We start from the raw sequence: 21,355 nt of genomic DNA on the forward strand, positions 1-21,355 counted from the left end.
GCGCTACGCGCGCTTGATTGTCGAAGTATTGATATGCGCCATACCGAAGCCGAGCCATTCGATTGTCAGGGACATAACGGTATGAGTGCCGTTGGTATCTCCCGTTGCCGGATCGTGGTCGGCTGGTTCGCCGTCGAAGTGGCAAGGGATACGCTCGTATCCGATAAAAGGCAGGATATGGCCGAATAGCAGACAGCCGCCAAACATAGGCCCGCGACCGGGGAGCCATTCGTAAAACTTCGTTTTCATCCGTGCGATCCTAGCTCAATTGCAGCGTCAATCTGACGGTACGGCATACGAAGGAGCGACGCGATTTCCGTCCGCGTTCGTCCGAGGCGATGCAGGCGAACAACTTCCGATATCGTCTTTGGATAGACGATCAAGGCAACCTGCGGAACGCTACGGGACACTTTCGCCCTGGACTTCGGTTCGCTCTTCGGTTTTTCGGCCTTTGCGATGGGCTTTGCGGCCTTCGCTTGTGCTTCTATCGCTTGCTCGAATAGGCGCTTCTGTTTCGCCCGCGCTTCGCGCGCGGCCTTGCCGCCCCACGATAGACCGAGCCGCTTAGCGCGCTGGTGAAGCGCTGCCGGAGATATGCCGAAGTCTTTCGCAATCTGCCGAACGCCGTCACCCCGCGTATAGCGGATCATGGCTTTTCGAAATTCGGTATTTGAAAGCTTATTCGGACGAACCATTTTAATAGCCCCGCAATACTGTAGCGATTTCTTTTCCGACGCGATCAACGATGCGCGGCATATTTCCGTAGAAGGTCTGCGCCGATTGGTCTTTGACCAACTCATTCGCGATGCCGGGGCCATATAGCCGTTCAATTGGAAAACGATCCGATCCGGTACGATGGAATACATTGCCATTGAGCTTCGGCGCTAAGACGCCGGGACGCGGCCCCATAAAAGCGCCGGAAAACGATTGACGCCGCCCCCACACCGTTGCCTTGGTTCCCGCCTTGAATTGGCGCGGCTTGAAATATTTGAGCGAAAGAGGCCGACCCGTTCCGATGATCGCAAATTCGAGGGTATCAAGGCCCTTTGCCGAAGCGCGCCGGGTCCTTACTCCGCGATTGATAGCGGCGCTTGGAATGGACGTCTGGATGCGCAATGCTCGTTTGACCTGCACGAATGCCCGGCCACCTTCGTAATTGAGCGCCCGCGACATAACCTTTCGAGCCTTACCTTTTCCAAGGCTTTTCAGGTTGTCGCCGTAGCGGCTCATGATTTCATCAAGTGGCTTAGCGACTAGATAGGAAGCCATATCCAAACCAATCAGAAAAAGAAAAGCCGCGACGAAGCGCGGCTTGAATGTGAGACTTTAACAGCAAGGGTATCCGTGGGGGATAACGATTGGATATCGTTCTTATAATACAATCACTGGTGGGATTTGTAAGAGCGAAGTCCGACGCTATCTGCGCATGAGAAATCAGCCGATTTGTCTCAATCGTCAAGCGTGATTTTTCGCTTTGTTTTGATTGAGCTACTAACAGGCTTATCATTTATGATGGAATATCTGTTAGTTAGGCCGTTTTCGAACCTAGTTATTTTTTTGTCTCACTTGCGTTTTGATTTGAGGTTTTGACGCGGATTGCAGCGTTAACAGTTTTCCAACTTTTTGTTGGATTTAATATGGAATTGCGATTGCATTTTCCAACCGCTTTGTATAGCGTTCTTCTCAAGCCGCTTCGCAGTGGTCGATTTGACGATTGAAGGACAAGCGAAATGCAAAGCTATTTCGAAATTTACGTCTCCCTTAACGGTACACACTTCTTCGCTACGGCTCCGCGCTCTTGCATTACGCAGGATGCGGCAGAAGGCGTTGCCAAAGAAATTCGCAGCCGTTTTCCCGAAGCTGATGGCTTCAAGGTTTCGGTCACGCATTATCGGTGCAGTGGTCACACCTGCGACTTTTGATCATTCAACAAACGAGTTGGGAGACACCCGAAATGAACACCAAGCACAACCTTAAAGTCGGTCAGTTCGTTCGCCTGATTTCAAATCATGAGCGCTCCGGCGAGTGCGGGACGATTGAAGAAATCAACAGCGCAACTGCTCGATTTAAGTTCCACTTCGACGGTGTTGAGACTGTCCGGCCCCTTAACGCTTTCTCCGCCGATACGCTGATCTTTCACGGCCTTTAAGCCTTCCGGTTTCCGCCCGGAAGGGCGGTTTCCCGAACGCTTGGAAGGAGCAAGAGAATGAATAAGCAGTCAGATCAACTTGAAGCGGCCTGCGAAGTGGCGCGCGAGATAGCAAATTCCATGTCTGAGGCAGGTATGTCGCCGAGCGTAATTTCTTGCGCACTATGGCGAACCGCCGCCCAAGTGATCGGCACGGTTGCACCTTATGACGCAATCGACCCGCTTATCGATGACGCGGCCCGGCTTATGAAGACAGAAGCCTATTCCATATACCAGTTCGCCGCCGAGTTTAGGAAAGCGGAAGAAAGCAAGCAAACCGACCACAAGCCACATTGAGCCTTTCGGTTTCCGGCGACTAGCCTCGCCGGTTTCCCAAAGCCTCACCGATCTTCGAAAAGCGCCTTGAGCGCCACGGCGGAGCTTTGCCTAAGCAACGCAACATAAGGATATCTGGAATGAAAACGATTGCCTTGGACCTTGGCGAACTCCTTGCCGGACATATGCCCGGCGCACGACACGACCACGAGGACGAAGCCGCAAAGCTTCCGATCCCCGAAGCGCAGGTCGCGACTTTGGGCGAATTGTTTGTCAGGTACGCGAAAGGCTGCGAATTCGCGGAAGGCGATATCGTTACGCCGCGCGCTGGTTCCATGTATCGGGGTCGCGGTTTGCCCCATGTGGTCTTGGACGCACCGGACGAACCGCACTTCCACTTTTCCAAGGAAGATAATTCTTCGCCAAGCTTCGGTGCGCGGCTCGACGTTCGCGTCGCTTGCTTCGTACCCGGCGGGCAAATCATGGCCTATTGGATGGAAAGCTATCAGCTTGAGCCATGGGACGCCGACGCGACCTATTCCACCGAAAAGGAATAACCGATTAAGCGACCGATCCGCTGGCAATGCCAGCGGACAGGCCGGAGGGCCTTCCTATGCTTCACGACACGACACGCCTGCCTCCCTATATCACCAAAGCCAAAATGAAGCTTTTGTCAGATATGGAGCCGGATGACGCTCTTGAAGAAGTGCGCCGCCTGCGCGCTGAGTACGATGAAAAGCAGAAAAAGCAGCGGGAAAAGTATGATCGTCGGGAATACCGGCAGGCTTATTATGCTGCCAACAAAAAGAAAATTCTGAAAAAGCAGCGTGTCTATAACAGGCAATGGCGCATCTTGAAGAAGTCGGACCCCGATTGGCAGGAGGCGAACCGAGCGCGTAAGCGGGCATGGGCTAAAGCTGACCGGGATCGCGCAAGGGCCGCTGGCGAGAAGGCCCCACGGACTGATGCTATACGGGAAAAGGACCGCCGCAAGCGCAGCCGAATGAAAACACAAAGGCTAGCCCGGAAAGACCCGGACGCGTTGCGGAAAATGATTTCCGCCCGTCTGCCGGGTTATCTAGACGTGGCGGCGCGCGGGGACGTTATCGCAGCCGTTATGACGGCGGCTCTTGAACGGAAGGTTCTATTTGACGAACTGAACGAGGCCATCAAAGCCCACGTCACCGCCTACAACCGGCAGTTTGATCACTTCAAGAACGTGTCAATTGACGCCCCGATTGCAGGGACGGACGGACTAACGCGCGCTGACACGTTCGATACCGAAACATTCCATTTTTGAGGAAGTGTCATGGAAGAAGCAATCTCGCATTTCAGGACTACTATCGAACCGGAATTACATTCGCTGGCTTTGCTCTGTGCTGAACTCAAAATCGGCTTCCAAGCTTCGGCGACGTTCGGCCCTGACGCCGAAGGGCATAGCCCAACGTTCTATATCTATACGCAAGTAACAGGGGCTTTTCCCCCGATTGTCGGTTCGGCTGAGTTCATGCCTGCCGTTATTGATCCGCAATGGATCGACGGCTTTGCGAAGTGGAACTTTGCGACTTTCGGCCCCGGCCTTCGTACCGAAGGCACTATCGATCATATCCGCGAAGAGCTAGTCGAAATCGAAGCAGCGCCGACAGACCCGGAAGAGTGGGTTGACGTTCTTATGCTCTCGTTGAACGGCCTAACGCGGCTCGGCCTGAGTGGCAGCGAAATCATCGACGCGATCAACGCGAAGTTTCAGAAGAACTTGGCTCGGAATTGGCCGGACTGGCGAATAGCCCCGCGCGACAAGGCTATCAAGCACCAACGGGCCGACGATGAAGCTCAACGATAAGCGCGTAGTTTTCAAACGGATCGCCGCCGTTCGCGAAATTCTCAAGAACGAGATTTCAGCCAACGCGCGCGGCGGCAAGTACGCATCCGGCTTGGCAAGTGAAGGCTTCGCCGGAGGCTACCTAATGGCACTTGATGACGTTGAAGCCGCGCTTACGCACGGCCTGCCGTCAGATCACCGTGGCTACTGGTATCGGGCTACGGAAGCGATGATCAGGAAAGGACGAACCAATGGCAATGAACAAGACTGAGAAAGCCGAAATGGAGCGGCTCCGGCACGACCTTGCGCTTTCGCGTGCGCTCCGCTGGCCGTCGTATCCATCGCCATCGCCGATGACTAGAGACGACATAGAAGCATCAAAGTGCGATGTGGTCGCGCGTTTTGGTACGTCAAGCAAAGTCGCGCGGGGCTACTTCGCGAACGTGCACAGCATCCGCGTCGATAAAGGATGGTCGGACGGATTTCGCCACGGTTATAGCGACAATAGTTCAACCCAAGGAATGGGCCGCTTGTTTCGAACCGACGTCGAAGCTTGGCAGTATCTCCGACACGAAGTTACTGTTCGTTATGCCGGAGAACTCGCCTTTATCGACCGGATGATTGCGGAAGCGGAGGGCGGCACCGATGGCATTTGAGCTAACGCCTGTAAAGGTCGCCTACACCAACTATCGCGGCGAAACGTCCGTTCGGACGATTACGCCGCAACGGCTCTGGCACGGTTCAACCGAATGGCACCCGGAGCCACAATGGCTTGTTACGGCTTATGATCACGATAAACAGGCGGTACGTGATTTCGCGTTCAAGGATTTAGGCTATCCTGAACCGACCGACGCCCGCGATCTGCCTTTCCGGCAGCGTGATATAGAGCGCGGCCTAATTCTCTTCCGAACAAGCAACAACGCTCACGATTTTATCAATTTCGTTTCGTTGTCGGGCAAGGTTGACGCGCTGCCTCAGATTGCGAAGGACGAACTTGCTTCGCTCATGCGGAATATCGCGAATGAACTCTCACCAGAACCGAACCATTTTGCCGAAGCCGGCATATTGGTCGATGGTGATGGGTGGCTCGACATAAACGATGCACCGCACGACGGCACCGTCGTTGATCTTTGGTGTGATCGCTTGTCAGAACGTGTCCCAAACTGCCGCTGGAACCACGATTTTAATATCGGCTACCCCGAAGACGGTCCCGGTTTTTGGGAACAGCTTACGGGTACTGAATGGCGTCCGTCATACGACGAAAAATGGTTCTCACATTATCGTTTGGTGCCAGCCGCACCGACGTTGGAGCGGTAGCTATGATCAACAATAGACAGATTTTCCCACCTATCAAATGGAAGCAAACGAGCGAACGCGTTTGGGATGCCGTTATAGCTGAAGGATGGAAAGCGCGGGTCGTTCATGCTTTGGGCGATGATACTTGGTCATACGTCGTCAACCATTCTGGCCGTTGTTTCCTATCATCCAAAGAAGACGCTATGCGCCAAGCCGAAGACAATGCAAAGGATCGGATTTGGAGTGAAATTATTGCGGCTCGCAAGACGATAGCGGCCTTTCCGAATGCGTTCGAAAACGCACTAACCGGCGGAGGCCGGACGTCGTTTGACGATGCCGCCAAATGGCACGACGAAGAAGCGAAACGGCTGGAAGGTGTCGAAACCTTCAATAAGCGTATTCGCCACAAGCTTGCCTTCCACCAGATTTGCGCGGCCCAATTCCGGGCGATGAAAAATTCATCGCCGCAGGAATTCCCTTATAACCGGACATTCAACGCTATTGCAGCGGCGACGCGCGTAGAGGGCGGCAACGTCGCTATTTCAGTCCATAAGTTTGTGAAGGCTTTCGGTGGGAGCGTCGTTGAAGATCAAACACCGACCGCGGGGCCAGTTGAAAGCAGTGATCAAAGTCCTGAATGGATTTGGTACGGTGAAGACGACGACGGAAACAGCCGCGTCTCAACAGGTCGTTGGGCCAAACACTCTTGTCAGAAGCGTTACAAGCTGGCCGAAATCCAAGCAACGGAACACGACCACAAACGCCCTACGCCTGCCGCTACAGATACGGGACTAGATTACTACACCGCCGCAGATGTTATGTGGTCTTTGGAAGGTAATAATCCTGCGCCATCCAAGAACGGGCAATGGGTCAAACGCACGCAGGCCGATGAGCTATTCGCGGAAAATGCCGAATTGAAAAAGGATAGGCGTTTTAAGCAGCACGTCATTGATGGTCTAGCTGTCGATAAAGAGAGCCTGAAAGCCGACAACTTGGCGAAAGGTGCGGAAGTCGAGAGAATGCGCGGCGTCTTCCAGCGGATGACAGAGCAGTTTGCTATCGATCCCAACCATTCAATTACAATCCGCTCTATGGTGTATGACGGACTTCATGGGGTTGCGAATGAACAATCGACAGCAGATTTTCAAGCATGGAAAGAGTTGCGCGAACTCACGTTCGCAATCCAGCACAACCCGAACTGCCCTGACAGGTTTCTTATCCGACTGCCGGGCAGAAGTGGCCGCATCGATCTAAAGCCTTACGCCGATCAATTGGGCTTCCGCAAAAGCGAGACGGAAGACGTAATCGGCTTTGGCAAAACTCTGGCCGAGGCTTTGGCGACCGCTTTAAAGCGCCAAGAGGGAGGGAACGGCAATGGCGAATGATCGTAAAGAAGCCTTCCTTAGATCATGGTTTGACGTGCCAGAAGGTGTCCATTGGGCGCACGGTATGTCGAACGAGATAGAACAGAATGTTAGCGCTTGCTTTGATCGAGCTATCGACGCTTGGAACGCGCGCCCCTCTACGGACGTCAGGCTTGTAGTGGTTGGCGAAGTCTCGACCGTTAGGGAAAGCGTCGCGGTATTCGCCGGTCATATCCTGAGCCGTCAAATTAAACCGGGCGATTTGCTCTGCCTGCATTTGCAGGCTGAGAAGCTATTAGCAGCTGAGCGCGCGGAGAAGGAAAAGATTGAAGCCGCTTGGTTGGAAGCGGAAGGCATTATCTCCGACCTTAAAGCCGAACTTGCGACTTGCTTGGCGAAATTAAGGGGCAAAAATGAGCAATAGCGGACAGTCACTTCCAACGCTTTTTGTCGATATGGACGGCGTTCTTGCCGACTTCGATCAAGGGTACGCCGACCGCTTCGGAATTCGGCCAAGCAAGACTGACGATAACGTCGATTGGGGCTTAGTAAGGGGTACGGAGGGCTTCTACGCTGGATTGCCGCCTATGCCTGATTTTGACCAGCTATGGCGGGGCGTAGCCCCATACAATCCGATCATCCTGACCGGCGTTCCGCGTTCGGTGCGAGAAGCCGCCGACAATAAGCGCGCTTGGGTTGATCGCTGGATCGGCAAAGATCAGCCGATGATCGCTTGTCAGTCGAAAGACAAGAGCCTGCATATCAGGAAGCCCGGCGATATTCTGATCGATGATTGGGAAAAGTACCGCTCGGTTTGGATTGGTCGAGGCGGTAGATGGATAACGCACACTTCCGCCGAAGCTTCGCTTGCCGGTTTGGCCGCGCTCCTTGCCGGAGGATCGCAATGAATACCAAAGAGATTTTCGACCGCGACAAAATCGTCTTAGACGGTCTGGAAGATATCGCACGCCGGTACGTTACCGACGAAGCCGTCAACGCCGCAAACAATGCGGCGGAAGCCTATTCGCGGCGGCATATGCTTGGCCTTGTGCAAACCGGCAAGGGTGATCCCGATACGCTTCGCCATGAACGAATGCGGTATGCCGTCGCCGCCGGAATGCTCCTTTGCGCTACCGGACTAAATGGAGGCAATGGCGATGGTTGATTACATCGATTTTAACGTCCGTTCGCGCGTTCTTGCCCTTGCCGCGAGCAGACTTCTTGAAACGCTTCGCTCGTTTAGAATTCGTGCGAAGTATCAGGGCATGACCCATGAGCAGCTAAAAGCGGAAGTTTCTGCGCTCGGTATCCGTATCGAAAAGGCTCGCGCGGCGTCGCGCGTTGAAGGGGGAAAATTATGACCCCTTGGACATGGCACGCCGGTAGCCTTGGCGAAGACGTTTACGATTTGGCCGAAGAGCCGACACGCGAACGCGTCATTGAAGAAGCGAGCAGATATCTTGCTGCCGGTGACAAATTCCAAATCATTGAAGCCCGATCCAGCACGGACGTAAAATATGAGGGCGCGGATTTCGTTCCGTTTCTTCGAACCCGAAACCACGAAATTATAACGGTCGAAGCCGTTAACGAGGACTAGAGGAATTCAAGATGACAATCCTTTCGGCTCAATCTATCCGCACGCGCGGGATCTTCAAACCCTTCCATGAGCGAACCCTAAGCAACGGCATGACCTTCGGTCTTGGCCCGGCAGGCTACGACGTTCGGATCGCGGAAACTCTAACTCTTGAACCGGCGCGCCGCGCCGTTCTAGCAAGCACCATGGAACACTTTACCATGCCGGTCGATTGCGCGGCATACGTCAAAGACAAATCGACATGGGCGCGGCGGTTCGTTCTTGTCCAGAATACGGTTATAGAACCGGGTTGGCGCGGCTTTCTTACGCTCGAAATCTCTTACGAAGGACAAGAGCCGATCACGATTGAGCAAGGTTCGCCGATTGCGCAAATCATCTTTCACAAGCTGGATGAACCTACCGAAAGCCCTTATGCCGGTAAGTATCAAGACCAGTCGGAAGGCGCGCAACCGGCACGCTTAGAAGGCCAATAATCGCCTGTGGAATTCGGTAACAATGCGAGCGGCAAAGGTCACGGGATTGACCTTTGCCGTTTTTTGTTCTCATGATGTTCTCATGGAGATTGAGACTTTAGGCGATGCTTGGATTAATCGCGTGCGGCTAAAAATGCGCTGCGCGTGGGGTAAACACGACGGTATGAAGAGCATTCGCGAATGCAATTTCAGCGCAGATTTGGACGTGTTAACGCTGGTATGTACGCGTGGCCGCGCAATGCCGCTTACGTTCTTGCAAGAGCGGATGCGCTGCCCCTTATGTGGTTCGACGCGCGTTCGCCTGAGCTTCGACTTTCCGAGCAATACGGGCCACGGACAATTTACTGTTATGGTTCCGAAGGCCGCGAGCGGCGCTTAAACAAATCTATTGCAGGCTTTTTCGTATAGTAAGGCAAGAAGCTTTTGCAGCCTTGATAAATGAGGATCGGGCCGTGTTCGGCAAGCCTTCCAAATCGGCGAGGCAGGCTTGAAGCGCGCCTTGGTATTCTTGGCCGCGACTATTTTCGGGCCACTCATAAAGTAGGCTTTCCGCCGCCCGCTCGGTCGTAGTGACGATAAGATACTTTCCAGTCCCGTATAGCTGGACGTCAACGGGTTTTCCCCACGCCATCGAACTATCCTCCAAACGCAAAAGCCCTGCCGAATTCAAGCGGCAGGGCTGACTAACGGGTAAGAACGGGGTTTGTTCCTATTCGTCCGGGTCTTTGCCCTGCAAGCCGACAAAAAGGCCGCGTGAGACTTCATTTATAGCCCGTGCGGCTTCAACCGCACCCCAACCGGCATTTTCGGCGGTTTCGATCAGGTCAATAATTCCGCTCGCAACGGCTTCCTGACAATCGATATTTCGGTCGGGATAATTCCCGTCTGCTTTGGGCTTGATCGCGGATTTAGATTGAACTGCCATGGCCTATCTCCCGTTTTATACAGGAAGTAGGGCGGCGCAAATTTCAGACCAGTGTACCGATTTCGGCGATAGGCTGCATCGTGTCGTCGCCTTGATATCGGCTCGAATTCACGTTCGTAGAGACACGCCAAGCCTGCAAGTCGTCACCGGGCGCTGGCTTCAAAAGATCGATGCGCGGTTCAGCCAGCCATTCGCGCCAATTTTTTTCTTGCAGGATAACCGGCATACGGGTGTGAATTCCCCGCATGAAGGAATTCGCATCGCAGGTTATAATTGCGCAACTTGTGATTTCGTCGCCCGTCTCGCGATCCCGCCAGCGGTCATAAATTCCGGCAAACGTTAGCGGGCGACCGTCCTTTGCGGATATGAACCAAGGCAATTTGTCGCCTTTCTGGCCGGTCCATTCGAAGAAGCCCGTTGCCGGAATTAGGCACCTTTGACGCTGTAGCGGTACTTTAAACATGCCGCTTGTGGCGACACCTTCCGCGCGGGCGTTGTGACCAAAGGGCGCTTTCTTGATGCTGTCCTTGAACCACGACGGCACCAATGACCAGCGCATTTCTGAATAGGTAAGATCGTTGCCCGCTTGCGTGACAACGCCGATTTGCGTTGTCGGCGCGATGTTATAGCGGGGCTGCAAGTTTCGAGGCGTTGCCGGAACTAGGTTATACATCGCGTGGATTTCGGCCCAAGTGTACGTTTGCGTAAATCGTCCGCACATCGCCTTTTAATCCCCGTTTGGCTTCAACTGTTCCTCTATAACGTTGCGGGCTAATTCGTACAACGGGCCGCAATCAGGCTCATCGGCCTGACTAGTTTCGAGCATCAAAAGGGCTTGCTCGTACATTTCCCGTTCGTCCTGATCGCTTAGTACGCCTTTGCGTTTGAGCAATGATACAAGCGCTGCAAAACTGGCAGTGGATGAAAGAAGCGTCGCGGCAAGTCCATCCAGCCTATCCATATCAGTCGCCCTTTAAACCAAGTTTCCCGGCGATTGTCTTAAAGTGCGCGCGGGTCAACACTTCTGCCGTATCCCTGTCAACGTGCAAGGCGATGGGCTTTTCCCGGTCTTCGTCGTCAAGATCATAGACCGAAAACGTACCGGCGTATTCCTTTTCCACTGCATACGGCGCTTCGACGCCATTATGCTCCATGCACCAATCACCGTTGCGGCGCTGCCGGATTTTCATGCATCCTCTCTCTGGCGCTCAACCGCCGATATTTCTTTCCACGATACCACAAAATCAGAATAACCATGTGCGCGGACTGTAGGGCTACCATCAGGCCAAAATCCGTTGACTACTCGCGTCAACTTCGGATCGCCGCCACGCGTCACGGCCTTAAAGGTAATGCGGTCGCCAATTTCGAGTTTTCTAGGTCTCATTCGATTTTCCTCCTATGCGGCCCGGTTCGGAAGCTTCTTTGCCTTGCGGAGCGCTTCGTTGACCCGGCCTTGCCAGCCGGGGCCGTCTGCCTTGAAGGCTTCTACGACGTCCGGGTCGAGCCGAAGCGTGACCGTTTCTTTCGGAGCTTTCTTGCCGGGGCCACGTGTGCGCCGAACCGCCTCTGCGAACGTCATGCGCTGCGTGGCCTGTTCGTCCGTCAATTCCGGCGCGTCGGGATCAGCGGCGATTTCCCGCTGAATTTCCGCTTCCTCCGCATCTGTCAGCGGTCGGATCGCCTTTCGCTTATTGTTCGTCATATAACTTCCTTTCCTTCCGGCTGGCGCGGCGCATCGAAATTACCGAAAGCGCCTCAGTTCCAAGTAGGACGAAAATCGTCGCTATAATTGTCTCGCCCCGGAACTCTCCGACCGCCATCAAGCGGCCTTGCTTCGCGGGGTAAATCGCCGCGTTGTCAAAAAATTCTGTGGTCAGGTCGGCAAAGTCAAACCCCTTGTGTTTTTCAAGGTTCGTAAGCCGCTTCGTTTCGTCCCAAATGATCTTCATGTCGAGAAATTGCAATGTAGCTCGAAATATGTCCACAGGCAAAATGTAAATACAAAATAATAATTCAGGCGAAAGAAAAGCCCCGGAAAACCGGGGCTTCTGTCAGTCTAAGGGTATGCCGTCCGAGTTCAATCCTTGGGCGATCAGGGATAGCGCTTTATCCCTTGCGCGGTAGGCCGTCGCTCGCGGCCAGCCGAGGCGCTTGCAGGCTTGGCCGAAAGGCTTCCGGTATGCTTTGCAGCGGAGATAGACGGAAAGGACGTTTCGCGGCCCGTCATGCTCCTTGAGATAGTGCATAGGCCATTGAATGGCGGCTTCCATCTGCGAAATCTTCCGAGCCGGAATATAGGGCATTTTCTTTTCCGGTTCGCCTGTTTGAACGTGCCCGATGATATTGCCGAATTCGTCTTTGATTTCGTCGTACCAGTCGAGAAATTCGCGTTGGAACTTCGGCCACGCATTGCCGTCTTCTCGCGGTCCTGTCGGTCCCGCTGTTCTTTGTGCGAGCTTCGCCGCTTCGACAAGACGTTCGTCAACGATCTTTGGAAGCCATAGGCCGTCAAAGTTATGGAAGGCTTGTTTCCTGTCACGGGCACCGAAAAATTCGTCACGTTCGGTCATTGCCGGTTCCTTTGATAGAAAATTCTTGTCATCCGCCGACTAACGCCGTCACGTCGTCATCTGCGATTTCGTTGTTTGTTGCGGGATCAGGCAGGGGTGAAACGTAGGTCGGTTCGGAGGCATTAACGCCGCGAATACGGAAGCCTTGCACTTCTTTGCCGGTGAACCAAAGCCACGGCTTTTTGCTGCCGACGATCTTCCATTTGAGCATTTGCTTTGTCGCGCGTGACCAGCGTTGGCGAAGGCGTGTTTCGATCTGTTCGTCGTCGCCGTCTTCGGTCGCTGCAAGTTGTTCCTTGTAAAGCGTTCGGACGTCTTCAACGCTCGCCACAAGAACAACATCTTTCGGTACGGCCAAATCAGGCGGGGGCATAACGCCTTTCTTGTCGATTGTTTCGGCCAAGGCGGACAGGAATTCGCGTTCGTGGTCGCGAACTTTGAAGCCCTTCGGCTTTTCCTTCTCGCCCGACGCGGCGTTCGTATGCTCCTGATTGATGACGATGCAGGAAGTTATAGGATCGCCGTCGTTGTCGTTGCCTACGGTCGTTTGGCGAAGCCGGAAGCGATGCGTCCCGCCTGCTGGACCTGCCTTGAGCTTCCGAACGGCCCAAGTGTTCGGCGTGTCCGGCGTTGCTGCCGCTACTTCGATTTCGAAGTCGGCAGCGCCGTGCAAGGCTTCGTGCCCGCGTGGTCCGCGTCCGGCTTCCTTGCCGCCGTGGTGAACGCCTGCGACCGCCGCGCCGGTCAGTTCCTTGAGCTTGTCGCAGTTAATGACGAAAGCGCCCATGACGGCGCTATCGTTTTCATTGCCACCTGCAAGCGCACGGGCGACGGTATCAATGACGATCATTTCGACTTTGACACCGCAGCGCTCTTGCATTTCCGCCGAAAGGCCGTGGATTTCTTCGGCGAGCTTCTTCATATCCGCATCATTCGAACGCATGTCGATTGACGTAGGCAGGAAGACGAACGGCAGAACAGCATCTTCGGGTATCTGGTGTTCTTGCCGCCAAGCGTGAAGGCGAATTTCAAAATCCTCGCGACCTTCCGCGACCACATAGACGACACCGAAAGGACGCCCCTTGTAGCTGAACCATTCGGGCCTTTTGGTTGCGTCAATCGCCGCCGCTGAACACGTCAACATGAGATCGGAAGTAAGGAAGGACTTACCGCAACCGGGCGGGCCGTAAATGATGCCGAAGGACTTGGCGAGGATCAGATTTTTAATCAGCCAATCACGAGTAGGCTTTTGGTTTCCGATCTGGTGAAACCACACCGCGCCAAATTTCGACTGATAGGCCGGAAGCTCCGGCGCTTTGGCGGCGTTTGCAAGATCATAAAGAGTTTCGGCGTTCCCGCCCGCTTCGATCCAGTCAAAGGCGTCACCCTTAAGCGGCAAGTCTGGCAAAGACAGGAGGCGGACCCGCTTCGCGGCTCCTTTGATCTTCCTCGCAACTAACAGCGCATGATCTAGCCCGGCAAACTTCGGCCTCCCGTCTTCGTGGAAAAGCTTTTCGCCGGTCTGCTTATTGACGGTCTGGGGATCGTTATCCGGCAGGATTACGACGTCAGCATCTTTGAAGTACGGCGTTAGCTCTTCCCACCATTTACCGGCACCCATCGGATTACATGTCGCCGGAACGCCAAGTTCATCGATCAAGCGGTCGGCGGTCTTTTCGCCTTCGACAAAAAATACGGTATAGCCGTTCGAAATTGCTTCGATCAGTTCCGGCAGGCGGTAAGGAACAACACGAGTATCCTTGAGGCTGTAGACCCATCCGTCGCGCGTTTGCTCACCGTCAACCGGCTTGCGGCGCTGGCTATATGTCTTGGCTGGTTTGTCGTCGTCGCCCATCCGCCATCCACCGTCCGGCAGACGGAACTGATAGCGCATCGTTTGGAATAGGACGGCCCCATTTTCATCTACATAGTCCCACGCCTTAACGAGTTCTTTTTTTGCGCCGTCAATCGGGGTTTCGTCTTTCTTCTGTCCCGCTGGCCTTGCATTCCTGTTGCTGCCTGCCTGCGCCTGCGGCTGGCGGTCTTCGACGTCAAAGCCATTCTTGCGAAGCCACTCAATGGCGTCGCGGCCCTTACTGCCCGTTTCGCGTTCAATTAGAGCAAGGACGCCGCCGCCGGTCTGTTCGCCGTGGACGAACCAAGTACCCTTTTGCGGATTGACCGTCCGACCGTCACCGAAGCGAACTTCGGTCTTTGTACCGCCAGCGCGAGGATTACCCCAAAGTATCCCCGCAACAGGAACGATAAAGCGACCTAGATCATCGTTCCCTTGAGCCATTTCAATTTTTCTTCCTGCTATTGGATTGCAGCAATTTGCGGATTTCTGGAAATACCGGGATCAGCCGTTCCAGTAAGATCGCGCACGCCCATTTGACTTCGTTCGACCGGATTGCATCGGGGCTTATCGGGAACCCTTGGCGCTCATAGACGCGGAAATCAGCACGGCGGTTAACGACGTCATTCGTAAGAACTTCGACCATTTCGGAAACGGTAATGGGCTTCTTTTCTTCCGGTGGCGGCGCTTGGTCCGGCTCTCTTTCGGCTTCCTGATTGTTTGGTGCGTCGTTAATTTCGTTGGCTTCCGCGTCCATCGTTCGCTAGCCCCTAGAACGGAATTTCGTCGTCAAGATCGCGAACGCCAGCCGATTGCTGCTGGCGGCTTCCACCGCCGCCTGACGAACGGCCTTCGCCTTCGTCGTCGCTATCTCGACCGCCGCCGAGCATGACAAGCTCGCCGCGAAATTGCTTCATGACGATTTCGGTTGAATAGCGGTCGTTTCCGTTCTGGTCCTGCCATTTGCGCGTTTGCAACGCGCCTTCAATGTAGACCTTCGAACCCTTCTTCAAATACTGTTCGGCAACCTTGCCGATGTTCTCATTGAAGATTGCGACCGTGTGCCATTCGGTCTTTTCTTTACGTTCACCTGAATTCTTATCGCGCCAGCTTTCAGACGTGGCGATACGCAGATTGACGACCATATCGCCGGAGTTAAGACGGCGGACGTCCGGATCAGCGCCCAAATGCCCGACCAAGATTACCTTATTGACGCTACCTGCCACGGCAGTTCTCCTTATTGGCGCTTGCCGTGCAGCGCTTCGCTTACACGGCCCGGATTGACGTTGAAGTGGGAGGCAATTTCGACGTGGCTCGCGTCTGGATTGCCGGTCTTGTATTTTCGAATTTGGCGAGCGAGCGTGGGGGTCATAGGACTGCTCTTAACTGCCGAGCGGTTGGCGCTTGTCCGGCGGCACAATTCCTTCGCGAGTACAGCTAGTTCGGGATCGTCATATTTCTTCGATTTTTCGAGAAGACGCCTTCGGATTTCGGGGATGCGCATCCTTCATCAATTCCTTGAGTTCCGCCGCGCGCTGCCGGATTGCGAAAAGGTTTTCGTAAATCGTCTTTTCAGGCAGATGGAGTTCACCGGCTATTTGAAGTGTGTCCCGACCGTCGAGCCAAAGAAGGGCCGCATGGTCGAAATCGTCGCCGCTCATATGGTCAGGACGACAAGGCACGCGACTGCACACGTCATGTAATAGGAAGCCTGACCCCACCGCTCTTCGCGGGCGCGTTTGAATGCGGTCAATGCGAAGCAAGTCGCAGCAACCGCAAAAAAGAGGGCCGATAGCAGCGTTAGCGAAAACGAATATGAGAAGGTCATTTCTTCTTACCTCCAAACAGCGGGGATTTTGCGCCGGACGTGCGAAGCTCTGGAACCTTGACGGCGCACATGTAGGACCAGATTGCGCAGGCATCACCTTCGTCGTCGTTTTGGACATTCCAGCCGCGCCTATGGCATTCGGCGACGACTTCGCGCTTCGCTGGTTCGCGCTTGAGATTTCGCTGACCGATAAAGTATCCGCGCACGTCGTTCGTCGCCGCTTCTTGGACGTCATAGACGCCCATACGATAGGCGACGCCTTGCATTACCGCTGGAAGGCCGAAGAGGACTTCGATTGTTTCACGCGTCGCCCTGCCAGAGCGAAGGCGGAAGAGTTCGGGCGCTTCGAATACGATGGTGCGCGGCTTAAACGCTTGCAGACGCGTTCCAATGAAACCGATCATGCCGCCGAATACGGCGGCTTGACTTGAACCATCAGGAGCAAGGCGAAGGCTTCCAAAGCGTGGTTCGCTGCCCGGCTCACCTTCGCACCAACCGAGATTAGTAGCGATATCGAGCGCAAGGATCGTTCCTTTGAAGCCGGTCATTTCGACACCGCGCTTTCCAGCGCTTCAATCTGGCGAACGATATCGCCATGGCAGGCAAGAAGCGGTTTCGTCTTCTTTTCAAGAAGGTCAGCCCGTGCGCGCATAAGGGCAGCTTCTTCGCGCGACGATTTGACGAGTTCAGCAATTTCGTCGCGAAGCTTTATCGCTTCTGCGAGCGCTGTCTTGATCGCTTCGTCGCTGCGCTCCGGCCCGAAATTGGCATCGCGCATAACTTCGACCCACTTACGCGGGACACCCAAATCGTCGGCGACGCGCTGGTCGCTCCAATCACTGGAATAGCCGGTGCGGTGGTCAAGATAGACCTCTTCCAACTTGGCGAAGATTATACGCTTCTCTTCAAAAGTCGGCTGGCTTGGCGGCTCAGCGCCATTGACTGAAACGGTAGGTTCAACAACTGGCATTGCTTCGGTGTCCGGGGAGTTTGATGGGATCGTTTCAACGGCTTCGGCGGTGAAGCCGCCGGAGCCTCTTCGGCGCTTGGCCGAATAGCAGGTCGGGCAAAGGTCGCGATTACGGCGTGATCCAACAAGCCAACCGGCGCGCTTCCAGCCTTTAAGGAGGTCGTCAATATTCCGTGTTCCGCTGATCGTGTTCGCCGATACGTCCGAATATGCCGGACATTGGGAACACTGAATTCTATGAACGCGTCGGCGACCACCTTCCGCCTGAATGGAAATCGGCGGGAAAATGCGTTCCTTCGGATGCATCAGCTTTCCGCTTCGTGAAGTTCCATATGCAGGGGCGTAATGGTGATGATGGCATTCAAGCCGACGATGACGTCTTCGCGGGAAATAATCTGCCTGGAATGCGGGCCTGTTGCGGTCGTCGTCAGCCGAGTGCAGATAAGCGAGCCGTCTTCGGAAATGCGCTCATGAAGATCATCAAGGGTTTCTTCCGGTACTTCGACCGTGAACCAGACAAAGCCGGACTTGCTAGGGATCGTTGTCGTCAGAGCAAAGTATGCCATGGGGGAGGTTCCCTTTCGGGGAGAGTAAGCAACAAAAAGGGGAGGCGGCGCGCTAATCGCGCGCCGATTGGTGGCTTAGTGAACCAGTTCGGCGATAACGGCGTCGGTCTTGCCTTTGCCGTCGTTTCCATCGGCTTCGGCCACGATGGCGCGCATCAATTCGATAAGATCGCTAAAGGCGTCGAGTTGCGCGAAGAAGCCAAGCTTGCTCCAATACTCGATGCTTGACCGAATGATCGCCTGCCGTTTGCCATCTTCCATGTCGCTAAGGCGACGGGAGAAGGTAAGGGCGTTCTTTTCAAGGCCGTACTGTTCAACGGCGTTCTGCGTTGCCTTGCCCGCAAGGCCAGCGTATTCCGACGCGTGTTTCTTCTGCCGACCAATTTCGGCGATTACCCGCTTCAAGTCTTCGGGCGCGACACCGCCTTTTGCGGCGGTCGCCGAAGCGGTATCCATTTTCGCTTTCTTTGCCATTGGCTTGTTTCCAACTTGGATAGATTAACCGGGGATCATTCTGCCGCGTTGGCCTGCGTGGGTTTCTTTGGAGCGTGGGAACGGATACGAACTTGCGACCGACTAAAGCGCGGAACGCCTTCCGGCCACGGAAGATCGTCCGGCCAGACGTCGGATAGGCCAGACAACGCCCAATCAAAGGAATGGGAAGAAAAACTACTCTCTCCAAGTTTGAGGCTTTCAAGCAAAGTCGGCTTTGCACCGCACACGCGGCTAACTACGACCCGTTCCGGCAAGCCGGTGTGCGCGATGAAAAGCTCAAGCAGGTTGATGAGCCATCCGCGCATTTGCGGCTCAAGGGGGGCGCTAATCATAGGAAATCTCCAACGATCCAAATCAAATCGGTTGGACTGTACCTAAATTTCGATTGGAAAAGTCAATAGCCATTCTGAAAAAAGTAGGTTATAAGTTTTCTACCGTTTTAATCGGCTGAAGGAACACAGTTGCAATGTCTTCAAATGATAGTCTTCGTTCGCGTATTGAAGAGCGTGTAAATACCCTTGGTATATCGCCGATTACGCTAGCAAAATCCGCTGGCTTAGAGCGGGGATACATTAATGATCTTTTAATAGGCAGAAAGAAGTCTATACGTGGCGACAAGCTAAATATTGTTGCTAAGGCTCTTCAATGCGACCCGGAATATTTACTATTAGAACAAGATGAAGTTCGAAAACACAAGGTGATTGAAAAGATAGAGTTTGGTGGCGTTTGTGAGGCTGGCGTATGGCGTTCCGCTAGTCTTTCCAATCAGAATAGCGGAAAATCCGTTCCAATCGAACCTGATCCGCGATTTCCTCATCTTCGGAATATTGCTTTCGATGTTCGCGGCAACAGCTTTGCCGCAGAGGGAATTAGCGATGGAATGACGGTTGCTGGTATTGCCTTAGATGAGTGGACGCAAACTATAGGCCCACTAAGCACAGGAATGATTGTCGTCGCACACGCAAATCGTGCTGATGGAAGCGAGTTTGAACTAAGCCTTCGCCGCGTTAGCGTTAAGCCAAACGGCATTAGCCTTTCGGTTCGTCCAACCGACCCAACGCTTGAATTTCCGTCAATCGACGTCGGTAACGATGTGAAAATCGTTGCCGTAATCACTCGCGCAGTTCGGCTTTTCCTTGACGTCGAAGCTCCGCTTTAAGCTAGTTCGCCAAGCTTGCGCGTAGCGCGCTTTTGCGCGCTTACGCGCGTTTTATATAATCTTATCAAACATATAAGCTTGATATATACGGATACGGCTATAGCCGTATCCTAGATATATATATTTAAAATTATAACTACTACGCGCGCGAGCGAAGGGATCGTTAACCATCCGGTCCAGAAGTTGGAAAAAAGTTGGAAAAGTAAAAAAATCTTAAAAATTTCCAACTACGGGGTTGCAAACGGTTGGAAAGCAGCGCAAGTATTCTCTCACGACGGCAACGAACCGTCAGTTGGAGAATTGATTGATGGACGCTATTACGACGGTCGAAGCTCGCGCGACCAATACCGCGAACAACTCCTTCAAAGTTGGAAATCTCGACAAGGGCGAGGTCCGCACGGACCTGCAAAAGCAGTGGATCGCACGTCCGCATGACCAGCGTTTTCTATCTCTTACCGACCTGCATACGTCGGTTAAGGCCCGCGCGGATCGCACGACGGAAATTCGTATCGATACCAGCAAGATTGAATTTGTTGCCCCCGAACCGAAGACCAAAGAAGACCTTTCGCGCCTGTCGCTTGGCCTTCCAACTGGCGAAACCGTCGCCCCGACGCATTGGTCGTTCGGTCAACTCGCCTCGCTGGCTCAGGCCCCGGCGGGCTACCTTCGCAAGCTTCCGTCGCAGATTGTTGCCGACGCGTTGACCTACGGCTTGCGCTACAATCGTAGCAACGAAGCTGTGAAGCTCTATGACACCACGGACGAGTTGCTTGCCGCTACAGGCCCGGATTATGGCCGTATCTATGACGCGGAAGTCGTTGAAGCCGTGCAGCAAATTGCCGGAAACGGTACGGGCGATTTCCGTTGGAAAGTTCCGGGTGTCCTTGACTGGAACACGATGCGCTACAACCCGGAAAGCCCGGTAACGCTCGACACTACGACGCTTTACGCAAGCGACCGCGACGTCTTTATTTTCTTGGTCGATGATCGCAACCCAATTGAAATCGGCAAGCTGCCAAGCGGCGACCCCGATCTTGTTTTCCGTGGTTTCTATATCACGAATTCGGAAGTCGGCTCTTCGGCCTTGAAGGTCGCTGCGTTTTACCTTCGCGCGGTATGCTGCAATCGCCTTATGTGGGGCGTCGAAGGCTTCCAAGAAATTTCTATGCGCCATAGCAAGTACGCGCCGAGCCGATTTATCGAAGAAGCTCGTCCGGCTCTGGAAGGCTTCGCGGATGGGTCAACGCAACGCCTTTTGGATGGCGTCAAAAAAGCGCGTGCTACTAAAGTCGCCTCTAATGACGAAGAAATGATCGAATTTCTTCGCGGACGGAAATTCTCGCAAAAACAAGCGATTACGATCCTTGAGTATGTCGAAAAGGAAGAAGGCGCGCCCGCACGCACGATTTGGGACGTCGCGCAGGGAATTTCCGCTTCGGCTCGTAACATTCCGCATACCGATGACCGTGTTGAGTTCGAACGGGAGGCACGCCGCCTTTTAGATCAGGTGGCGTAACGGGCGATTGCGCGGCTTGGGGGCCGCGCGCCTCTCTTCAATTCTACATATCGAAGGTAAGGCAACATGACCCTTGAATTTATTGCACCTGACGCAAAGCTTGTAGCGTATCAGCGCATTACCGCTATCCAGAATATGGCTGACGTTCTCATTCAAAAGGGAACATCGCTGGACGATCAATCGGAAGTATTGAGCGCGCTCGCCGCCGCCGATTTTGACCCCCGACTTATTTCGGCTCTTCACGAAGAAGCGACGGACGCCGCTAAGGCGACCATATCCAACACAAAAACACTGCCCTGCTCGGCGGAGCCGGGAGGCGGAACGTGAGCGACCAAAGATACGGCTATTTCCGGTCTGAAAGGCCGGACGCACTCAAGAAGATCACGCGGCAAATAATCCTCATGCCGCGATGGGGAAGCAAGACGATCATCGTCAAAGAGCAAGCCATTCTTCTTCCG

The 21,355-nt window shown here is 54.0% G+C and carries 40 protein-coding genes; 20 read left to right on the plus strand and 20 right to left on the minus strand.

Annotated elements, in window-relative coordinates; all coding sequences use genetic code 11:
- Nucleotides 1-3 precede the first annotated feature (3 nt).
- Genes OANT_RS07825 through OANT_RS25045 form a run of 3 tightly spaced genes read right to left on the minus strand, consistent with a single transcriptional unit; the run spans nucleotide 4 to nucleotide 1,269 of the window.
- Nucleotides 4-249 (minus strand): hypothetical protein, encoded by a 246-nt coding sequence (locus tag OANT_RS07825; RefSeq protein WP_012091567.1) that lies wholly within the window; start codon nucleotides 247-249, stop codon nucleotides 4-6.
- Nucleotides 246-695 (minus strand): hypothetical protein, encoded by a 450-nt coding sequence (locus OANT_RS07830; protein WP_012091568.1) that lies wholly within the window; start codon nucleotides 693-695, stop codon nucleotides 246-248. The genes OANT_RS07825 and OANT_RS07830 overlap by 4 nt, the downstream gene beginning before the upstream one ends.
- Nucleotide 696: 1 nt before the next feature.
- Nucleotides 697-1,269 carry a hypothetical protein gene (locus OANT_RS25045; RefSeq protein WP_012091569.1) on the minus strand — a complete coding sequence of 191 codons (573 nt, stop codon included), beginning with the start codon at nucleotides 1,267-1,269 and terminating at the stop codon, nucleotides 697-699.
- A 461-nt stretch (nucleotides 1,270-1,730) separates the two neighbouring features.
- Here OANT_RS25045 and OANT_RS07840 point away from each other — a divergent pair, with 461 nt between their 5' ends.
- From OANT_RS07840 to OANT_RS07915, 16 genes are all read left to right on the plus strand, one after another.
- Nucleotides 1,731-1,922: a hypothetical protein gene (locus OANT_RS07840; RefSeq protein ID WP_041545057.1), complete on the plus strand. Its 192-nt coding sequence runs from the start codon at nucleotides 1,731-1,733 to the stop codon at nucleotides 1,920-1,922.
- Nucleotides 1,923-1,954: 32 nt separating this feature from the next.
- The gene (locus tag OANT_RS07845) at nucleotides 1,955-2,149 is read left to right on the plus strand and encodes a hypothetical protein (RefSeq protein ID WP_041545059.1); all 195 of its coding nucleotides are present in this window, start codon (nucleotides 1,955-1,957) and stop codon (nucleotides 2,147-2,149) included.
- Between the two features lie 57 nt (nucleotides 2,150-2,206).
- The gene (locus OANT_RS07850; RefSeq protein WP_012091571.1) at nucleotides 2,207-2,485 is read left to right on the plus strand and encodes a hypothetical protein; all 279 of its coding nucleotides are present in this window, start codon (nucleotides 2,207-2,209) and stop codon (nucleotides 2,483-2,485) included.
- Nucleotides 2,486-2,604: 119 nt separating this feature from the next.
- Entirely contained in the window at nucleotides 2,605-3,021 is a 417-nt protein-coding gene (locus OANT_RS07855; protein ID WP_012091572.1) for a hypothetical protein, read from the plus strand.
- Nucleotides 3,022-3,143: 122 nt separating this feature from the next.
- Nucleotides 3,144-3,764, plus strand: a complete 621-nt coding sequence (locus OANT_RS07860; RefSeq protein ID WP_147284752.1) for a hypothetical protein — start codon at nucleotides 3,144-3,146, stop codon at nucleotides 3,762-3,764.
- Nucleotides 3,765-3,773: 9 nt separating this feature from the next.
- Nucleotides 3,774-4,307: a DUF550 domain-containing protein gene (locus OANT_RS27110; protein WP_012091574.1), complete on the plus strand. Its 534-nt coding sequence runs from the start codon at nucleotides 3,774-3,776 to the stop codon at nucleotides 4,305-4,307.
- Nucleotides 4,291-4,557 carry a hypothetical protein gene (locus OANT_RS07870; protein WP_012091575.1) on the plus strand — a complete coding sequence of 89 codons (267 nt, stop codon included), beginning with the start codon at nucleotides 4,291-4,293 and terminating at the stop codon, nucleotides 4,555-4,557. The genes OANT_RS27110 and OANT_RS07870 overlap by 17 nt, the downstream gene beginning before the upstream one ends.
- Nucleotides 4,538-4,942, plus strand: coding sequence for a hypothetical protein (locus tag OANT_RS07875; protein WP_041545063.1), 405 nt, complete (start codon nucleotides 4,538-4,540; stop codon nucleotides 4,940-4,942). Before OANT_RS07870 ends, OANT_RS07875 begins: the two co-directional genes overlap by 20 nt.
- A complete protein-coding gene (locus OANT_RS26855; RefSeq protein WP_012091577.1) occupies nucleotides 4,932-5,603 on the plus strand; it encodes a hypothetical protein in 672 nt (223 codons plus the stop codon). Before OANT_RS07875 ends, OANT_RS26855 begins: the two co-directional genes overlap by 11 nt.
- Nucleotides 5,604-5,605: 2 nt before the next feature.
- Nucleotides 5,606-6,967 carry a hypothetical protein gene (locus tag OANT_RS07885; protein WP_012091578.1) on the plus strand — a complete coding sequence of 454 codons (1,362 nt, stop codon included), beginning with the start codon at nucleotides 5,606-5,608 and terminating at the stop codon, nucleotides 6,965-6,967.
- Nucleotides 6,957-7,370 carry a hypothetical protein gene (locus tag OANT_RS07890; protein ID WP_012091579.1) on the plus strand — a complete coding sequence of 138 codons (414 nt, stop codon included), beginning with the start codon at nucleotides 6,957-6,959 and terminating at the stop codon, nucleotides 7,368-7,370. Before OANT_RS07885 ends, OANT_RS07890 begins: the two co-directional genes overlap by 11 nt.
- Nucleotides 7,360-7,854, plus strand: a complete 495-nt coding sequence (locus OANT_RS07895; RefSeq protein WP_012091580.1) for an HAD family hydrolase — start codon at nucleotides 7,360-7,362, stop codon at nucleotides 7,852-7,854. Before OANT_RS07890 ends, OANT_RS07895 begins: the two co-directional genes overlap by 11 nt.
- Nucleotides 7,851-8,111 carry a hypothetical protein gene (locus OANT_RS07900; RefSeq protein ID WP_012091581.1) on the plus strand — a complete coding sequence of 87 codons (261 nt, stop codon included), beginning with the start codon at nucleotides 7,851-7,853 and terminating at the stop codon, nucleotides 8,109-8,111. Before OANT_RS07895 ends, OANT_RS07900 begins: the two co-directional genes overlap by 4 nt.
- A complete protein-coding gene (locus OANT_RS07905; protein WP_041545065.1) occupies nucleotides 8,104-8,307 on the plus strand; it encodes a hypothetical protein in 204 nt (67 codons plus the stop codon). The genes OANT_RS07900 and OANT_RS07905 overlap by 8 nt, the downstream gene beginning before the upstream one ends.
- On the plus strand, nucleotides 8,304-8,543 hold the full coding sequence (locus tag OANT_RS07910; RefSeq protein ID WP_012091582.1) for a hypothetical protein: 240 nt from the start codon (nucleotides 8,304-8,306) through the stop codon (nucleotides 8,541-8,543). The genes OANT_RS07905 and OANT_RS07910 overlap by 4 nt, the downstream gene beginning before the upstream one ends.
- A gap of 11 nt (nucleotides 8,544-8,554) precedes the next feature.
- Complete coding sequence (locus OANT_RS07915) at nucleotides 8,555-9,013, plus strand: dCTP deaminase (protein ID WP_012091583.1); 459 nt, start codon at nucleotides 8,555-8,557, stop codon at nucleotides 9,011-9,013.
- Nucleotides 9,014-9,398: 385 nt separating this feature from the next.
- Here the strand turns inward: OANT_RS07915 and OANT_RS07925 are convergent, their stop codons facing one another.
- The 12 genes from OANT_RS07925 to OANT_RS27115 all read right to left on the minus strand — a co-directional run bounded on the left by OANT_RS07925 (nucleotide 9,399) and on the right by OANT_RS27115 (nucleotide 15,735).
- On the minus strand, nucleotides 9,399-9,644 hold the full coding sequence (locus OANT_RS07925; RefSeq protein WP_049768397.1) for a DUF982 domain-containing protein: 246 nt from the start codon (nucleotides 9,642-9,644) through the stop codon (nucleotides 9,399-9,401).
- Between the two features lie 78 nt (nucleotides 9,645-9,722).
- Entirely contained in the window at nucleotides 9,723-9,938 is a 216-nt protein-coding gene (locus OANT_RS07930; RefSeq protein ID WP_041545071.1) for a hypothetical protein, read from the minus strand.
- 43 nt (nucleotides 9,939-9,981) lie between these two features.
- Complete coding sequence (locus OANT_RS07935; protein ID WP_012091585.1) at nucleotides 9,982-10,659, minus strand: SOS response-associated peptidase; 678 nt, start codon at nucleotides 10,657-10,659, stop codon at nucleotides 9,982-9,984.
- A 6-nt stretch (nucleotides 10,660-10,665) separates the two neighbouring features.
- On the minus strand, nucleotides 10,666-10,899 hold the full coding sequence (locus OANT_RS07940; RefSeq protein WP_041545073.1) for a hypothetical protein: 234 nt from the start codon (nucleotides 10,897-10,899) through the stop codon (nucleotides 10,666-10,668).
- 1 nt (nucleotide 10,900) lies between these two features.
- On the minus strand, nucleotides 10,901-11,128 hold the full coding sequence (locus OANT_RS07945; protein ID WP_041545074.1) for a hypothetical protein: 228 nt from the start codon (nucleotides 11,126-11,128) through the stop codon (nucleotides 10,901-10,903).
- Nucleotides 11,129-11,334: 206 nt separating this feature from the next.
- Complete coding sequence (locus OANT_RS07955) at nucleotides 11,335-11,640, minus strand: BrnA antitoxin family protein (protein ID WP_012091586.1); 306 nt, start codon at nucleotides 11,638-11,640, stop codon at nucleotides 11,335-11,337.
- Nucleotides 11,627-11,887, minus strand: coding sequence for a BrnT family toxin (locus OANT_RS07960; RefSeq protein WP_012091587.1), 261 nt, complete (start codon nucleotides 11,885-11,887; stop codon nucleotides 11,627-11,629). Before OANT_RS07960 ends, OANT_RS07955 begins: the two co-directional genes overlap by 14 nt.
- Before the next feature lie 102 nt (nucleotides 11,888-11,989).
- Nucleotides 11,990-12,508, minus strand: coding sequence for a hypothetical protein (locus OANT_RS25055; protein ID WP_012091588.1), 519 nt, complete (start codon nucleotides 12,506-12,508; stop codon nucleotides 11,990-11,992).
- 28 nt (nucleotides 12,509-12,536) lie between these two features.
- On the minus strand, nucleotides 12,537-14,807 hold the full coding sequence (locus tag OANT_RS07970; RefSeq protein ID WP_012091589.1) for an ATP-binding protein: 2,271 nt from the start codon (nucleotides 14,805-14,807) through the stop codon (nucleotides 12,537-12,539).
- 1 nt (nucleotide 14,808) lies between these two features.
- Nucleotides 14,809-15,120: a hypothetical protein gene (locus tag OANT_RS07975; protein ID WP_012091590.1), complete on the minus strand. Its 312-nt coding sequence runs from the start codon at nucleotides 15,118-15,120 to the stop codon at nucleotides 14,809-14,811.
- A 13-nt stretch (nucleotides 15,121-15,133) separates the two neighbouring features.
- On the minus strand, nucleotides 15,134-15,589 hold the full coding sequence (gene ssb / locus OANT_RS07980) for a single-stranded DNA-binding protein (RefSeq protein ID WP_012091591.1): 456 nt from the start codon (nucleotides 15,587-15,589) through the stop codon (nucleotides 15,134-15,136).
- A gap of 11 nt (nucleotides 15,590-15,600) precedes the next feature.
- The gene (locus OANT_RS27115; protein ID WP_255412145.1) at nucleotides 15,601-15,735 is read right to left on the minus strand and encodes a hypothetical protein; all 135 of its coding nucleotides are present in this window, start codon (nucleotides 15,733-15,735) and stop codon (nucleotides 15,601-15,603) included.
- A 124-nt stretch (nucleotides 15,736-15,859) separates the two neighbouring features.
- Between OANT_RS27115 and OANT_RS26355 the strand changes: the two genes are divergently transcribed.
- Nucleotides 15,860-16,066: a hypothetical protein gene (locus OANT_RS26355; RefSeq protein WP_125334435.1), complete on the plus strand. Its 207-nt coding sequence runs from the start codon at nucleotides 15,860-15,862 to the stop codon at nucleotides 16,064-16,066.
- Nucleotides 16,067-16,187: 121 nt separating this feature from the next.
- Here the strand turns inward: OANT_RS26355 and OANT_RS07990 are convergent, their stop codons facing one another.
- From OANT_RS07990 to OANT_RS08010, 5 genes are all read right to left on the minus strand, one after another.
- On the minus strand, nucleotides 16,188-16,739 hold the full coding sequence (locus OANT_RS07990) for a hypothetical protein (protein WP_041545080.1): 552 nt from the start codon (nucleotides 16,737-16,739) through the stop codon (nucleotides 16,188-16,190).
- Nucleotides 16,736-17,467: a hypothetical protein gene (locus OANT_RS07995; protein ID WP_012091594.1), complete on the minus strand. Its 732-nt coding sequence runs from the start codon at nucleotides 17,465-17,467 to the stop codon at nucleotides 16,736-16,738. The genes OANT_RS07990 and OANT_RS07995 overlap by 4 nt, the downstream gene beginning before the upstream one ends.
- Entirely contained in the window at nucleotides 17,467-17,727 is a 261-nt protein-coding gene (locus OANT_RS08000) for a hypothetical protein (protein WP_012091595.1), read from the minus strand. Before OANT_RS08000 ends, OANT_RS07995 begins: the two co-directional genes overlap by 1 nt.
- Before the next feature lie 75 nt (nucleotides 17,728-17,802).
- Nucleotides 17,803-18,201: a hypothetical protein gene (locus OANT_RS08005; RefSeq protein WP_012091596.1), complete on the minus strand. Its 399-nt coding sequence runs from the start codon at nucleotides 18,199-18,201 to the stop codon at nucleotides 17,803-17,805.
- Nucleotides 18,202-18,236: 35 nt separating this feature from the next.
- Nucleotides 18,237-18,554 (minus strand): hypothetical protein, encoded by a 318-nt coding sequence (locus tag OANT_RS08010; RefSeq protein WP_041545082.1) that lies wholly within the window; start codon nucleotides 18,552-18,554, stop codon nucleotides 18,237-18,239.
- A 134-nt stretch (nucleotides 18,555-18,688) separates the two neighbouring features.
- Between OANT_RS08010 and OANT_RS08015 the strand changes: the two genes are divergently transcribed.
- The 3 genes from OANT_RS08015 to OANT_RS08025 all read left to right on the plus strand — a co-directional run bounded on the left by OANT_RS08015 (nucleotide 18,689) and on the right by OANT_RS08025 (nucleotide 21,224).
- Nucleotides 18,689-19,381 carry a helix-turn-helix domain-containing protein gene (locus OANT_RS08015; protein WP_012091597.1) on the plus strand — a complete coding sequence of 231 codons (693 nt, stop codon included), beginning with the start codon at nucleotides 18,689-18,691 and terminating at the stop codon, nucleotides 19,379-19,381.
- Between the two features lie 307 nt (nucleotides 19,382-19,688).
- Nucleotides 19,689-20,897: a DUF932 domain-containing protein gene (locus tag OANT_RS08020; protein WP_012091598.1), complete on the plus strand. Its 1,209-nt coding sequence runs from the start codon at nucleotides 19,689-19,691 to the stop codon at nucleotides 20,895-20,897.
- 66 nt (nucleotides 20,898-20,963) lie between these two features.
- A complete protein-coding gene (locus OANT_RS08025) occupies nucleotides 20,964-21,224 on the plus strand; it encodes a hypothetical protein (protein ID WP_012091599.1) in 261 nt (86 codons plus the stop codon).
- Nucleotides 21,225-21,355 lie beyond the last annotated feature (131 nt).

It is taken from the genome of Brucella anthropi ATCC 49188, assembly GCF_000017405.1.
In the GTDB taxonomy this organism is placed as follows: Bacteria; Pseudomonadota; Alphaproteobacteria; order Rhizobiales; family Rhizobiaceae; genus Brucella; species Brucella anthropi.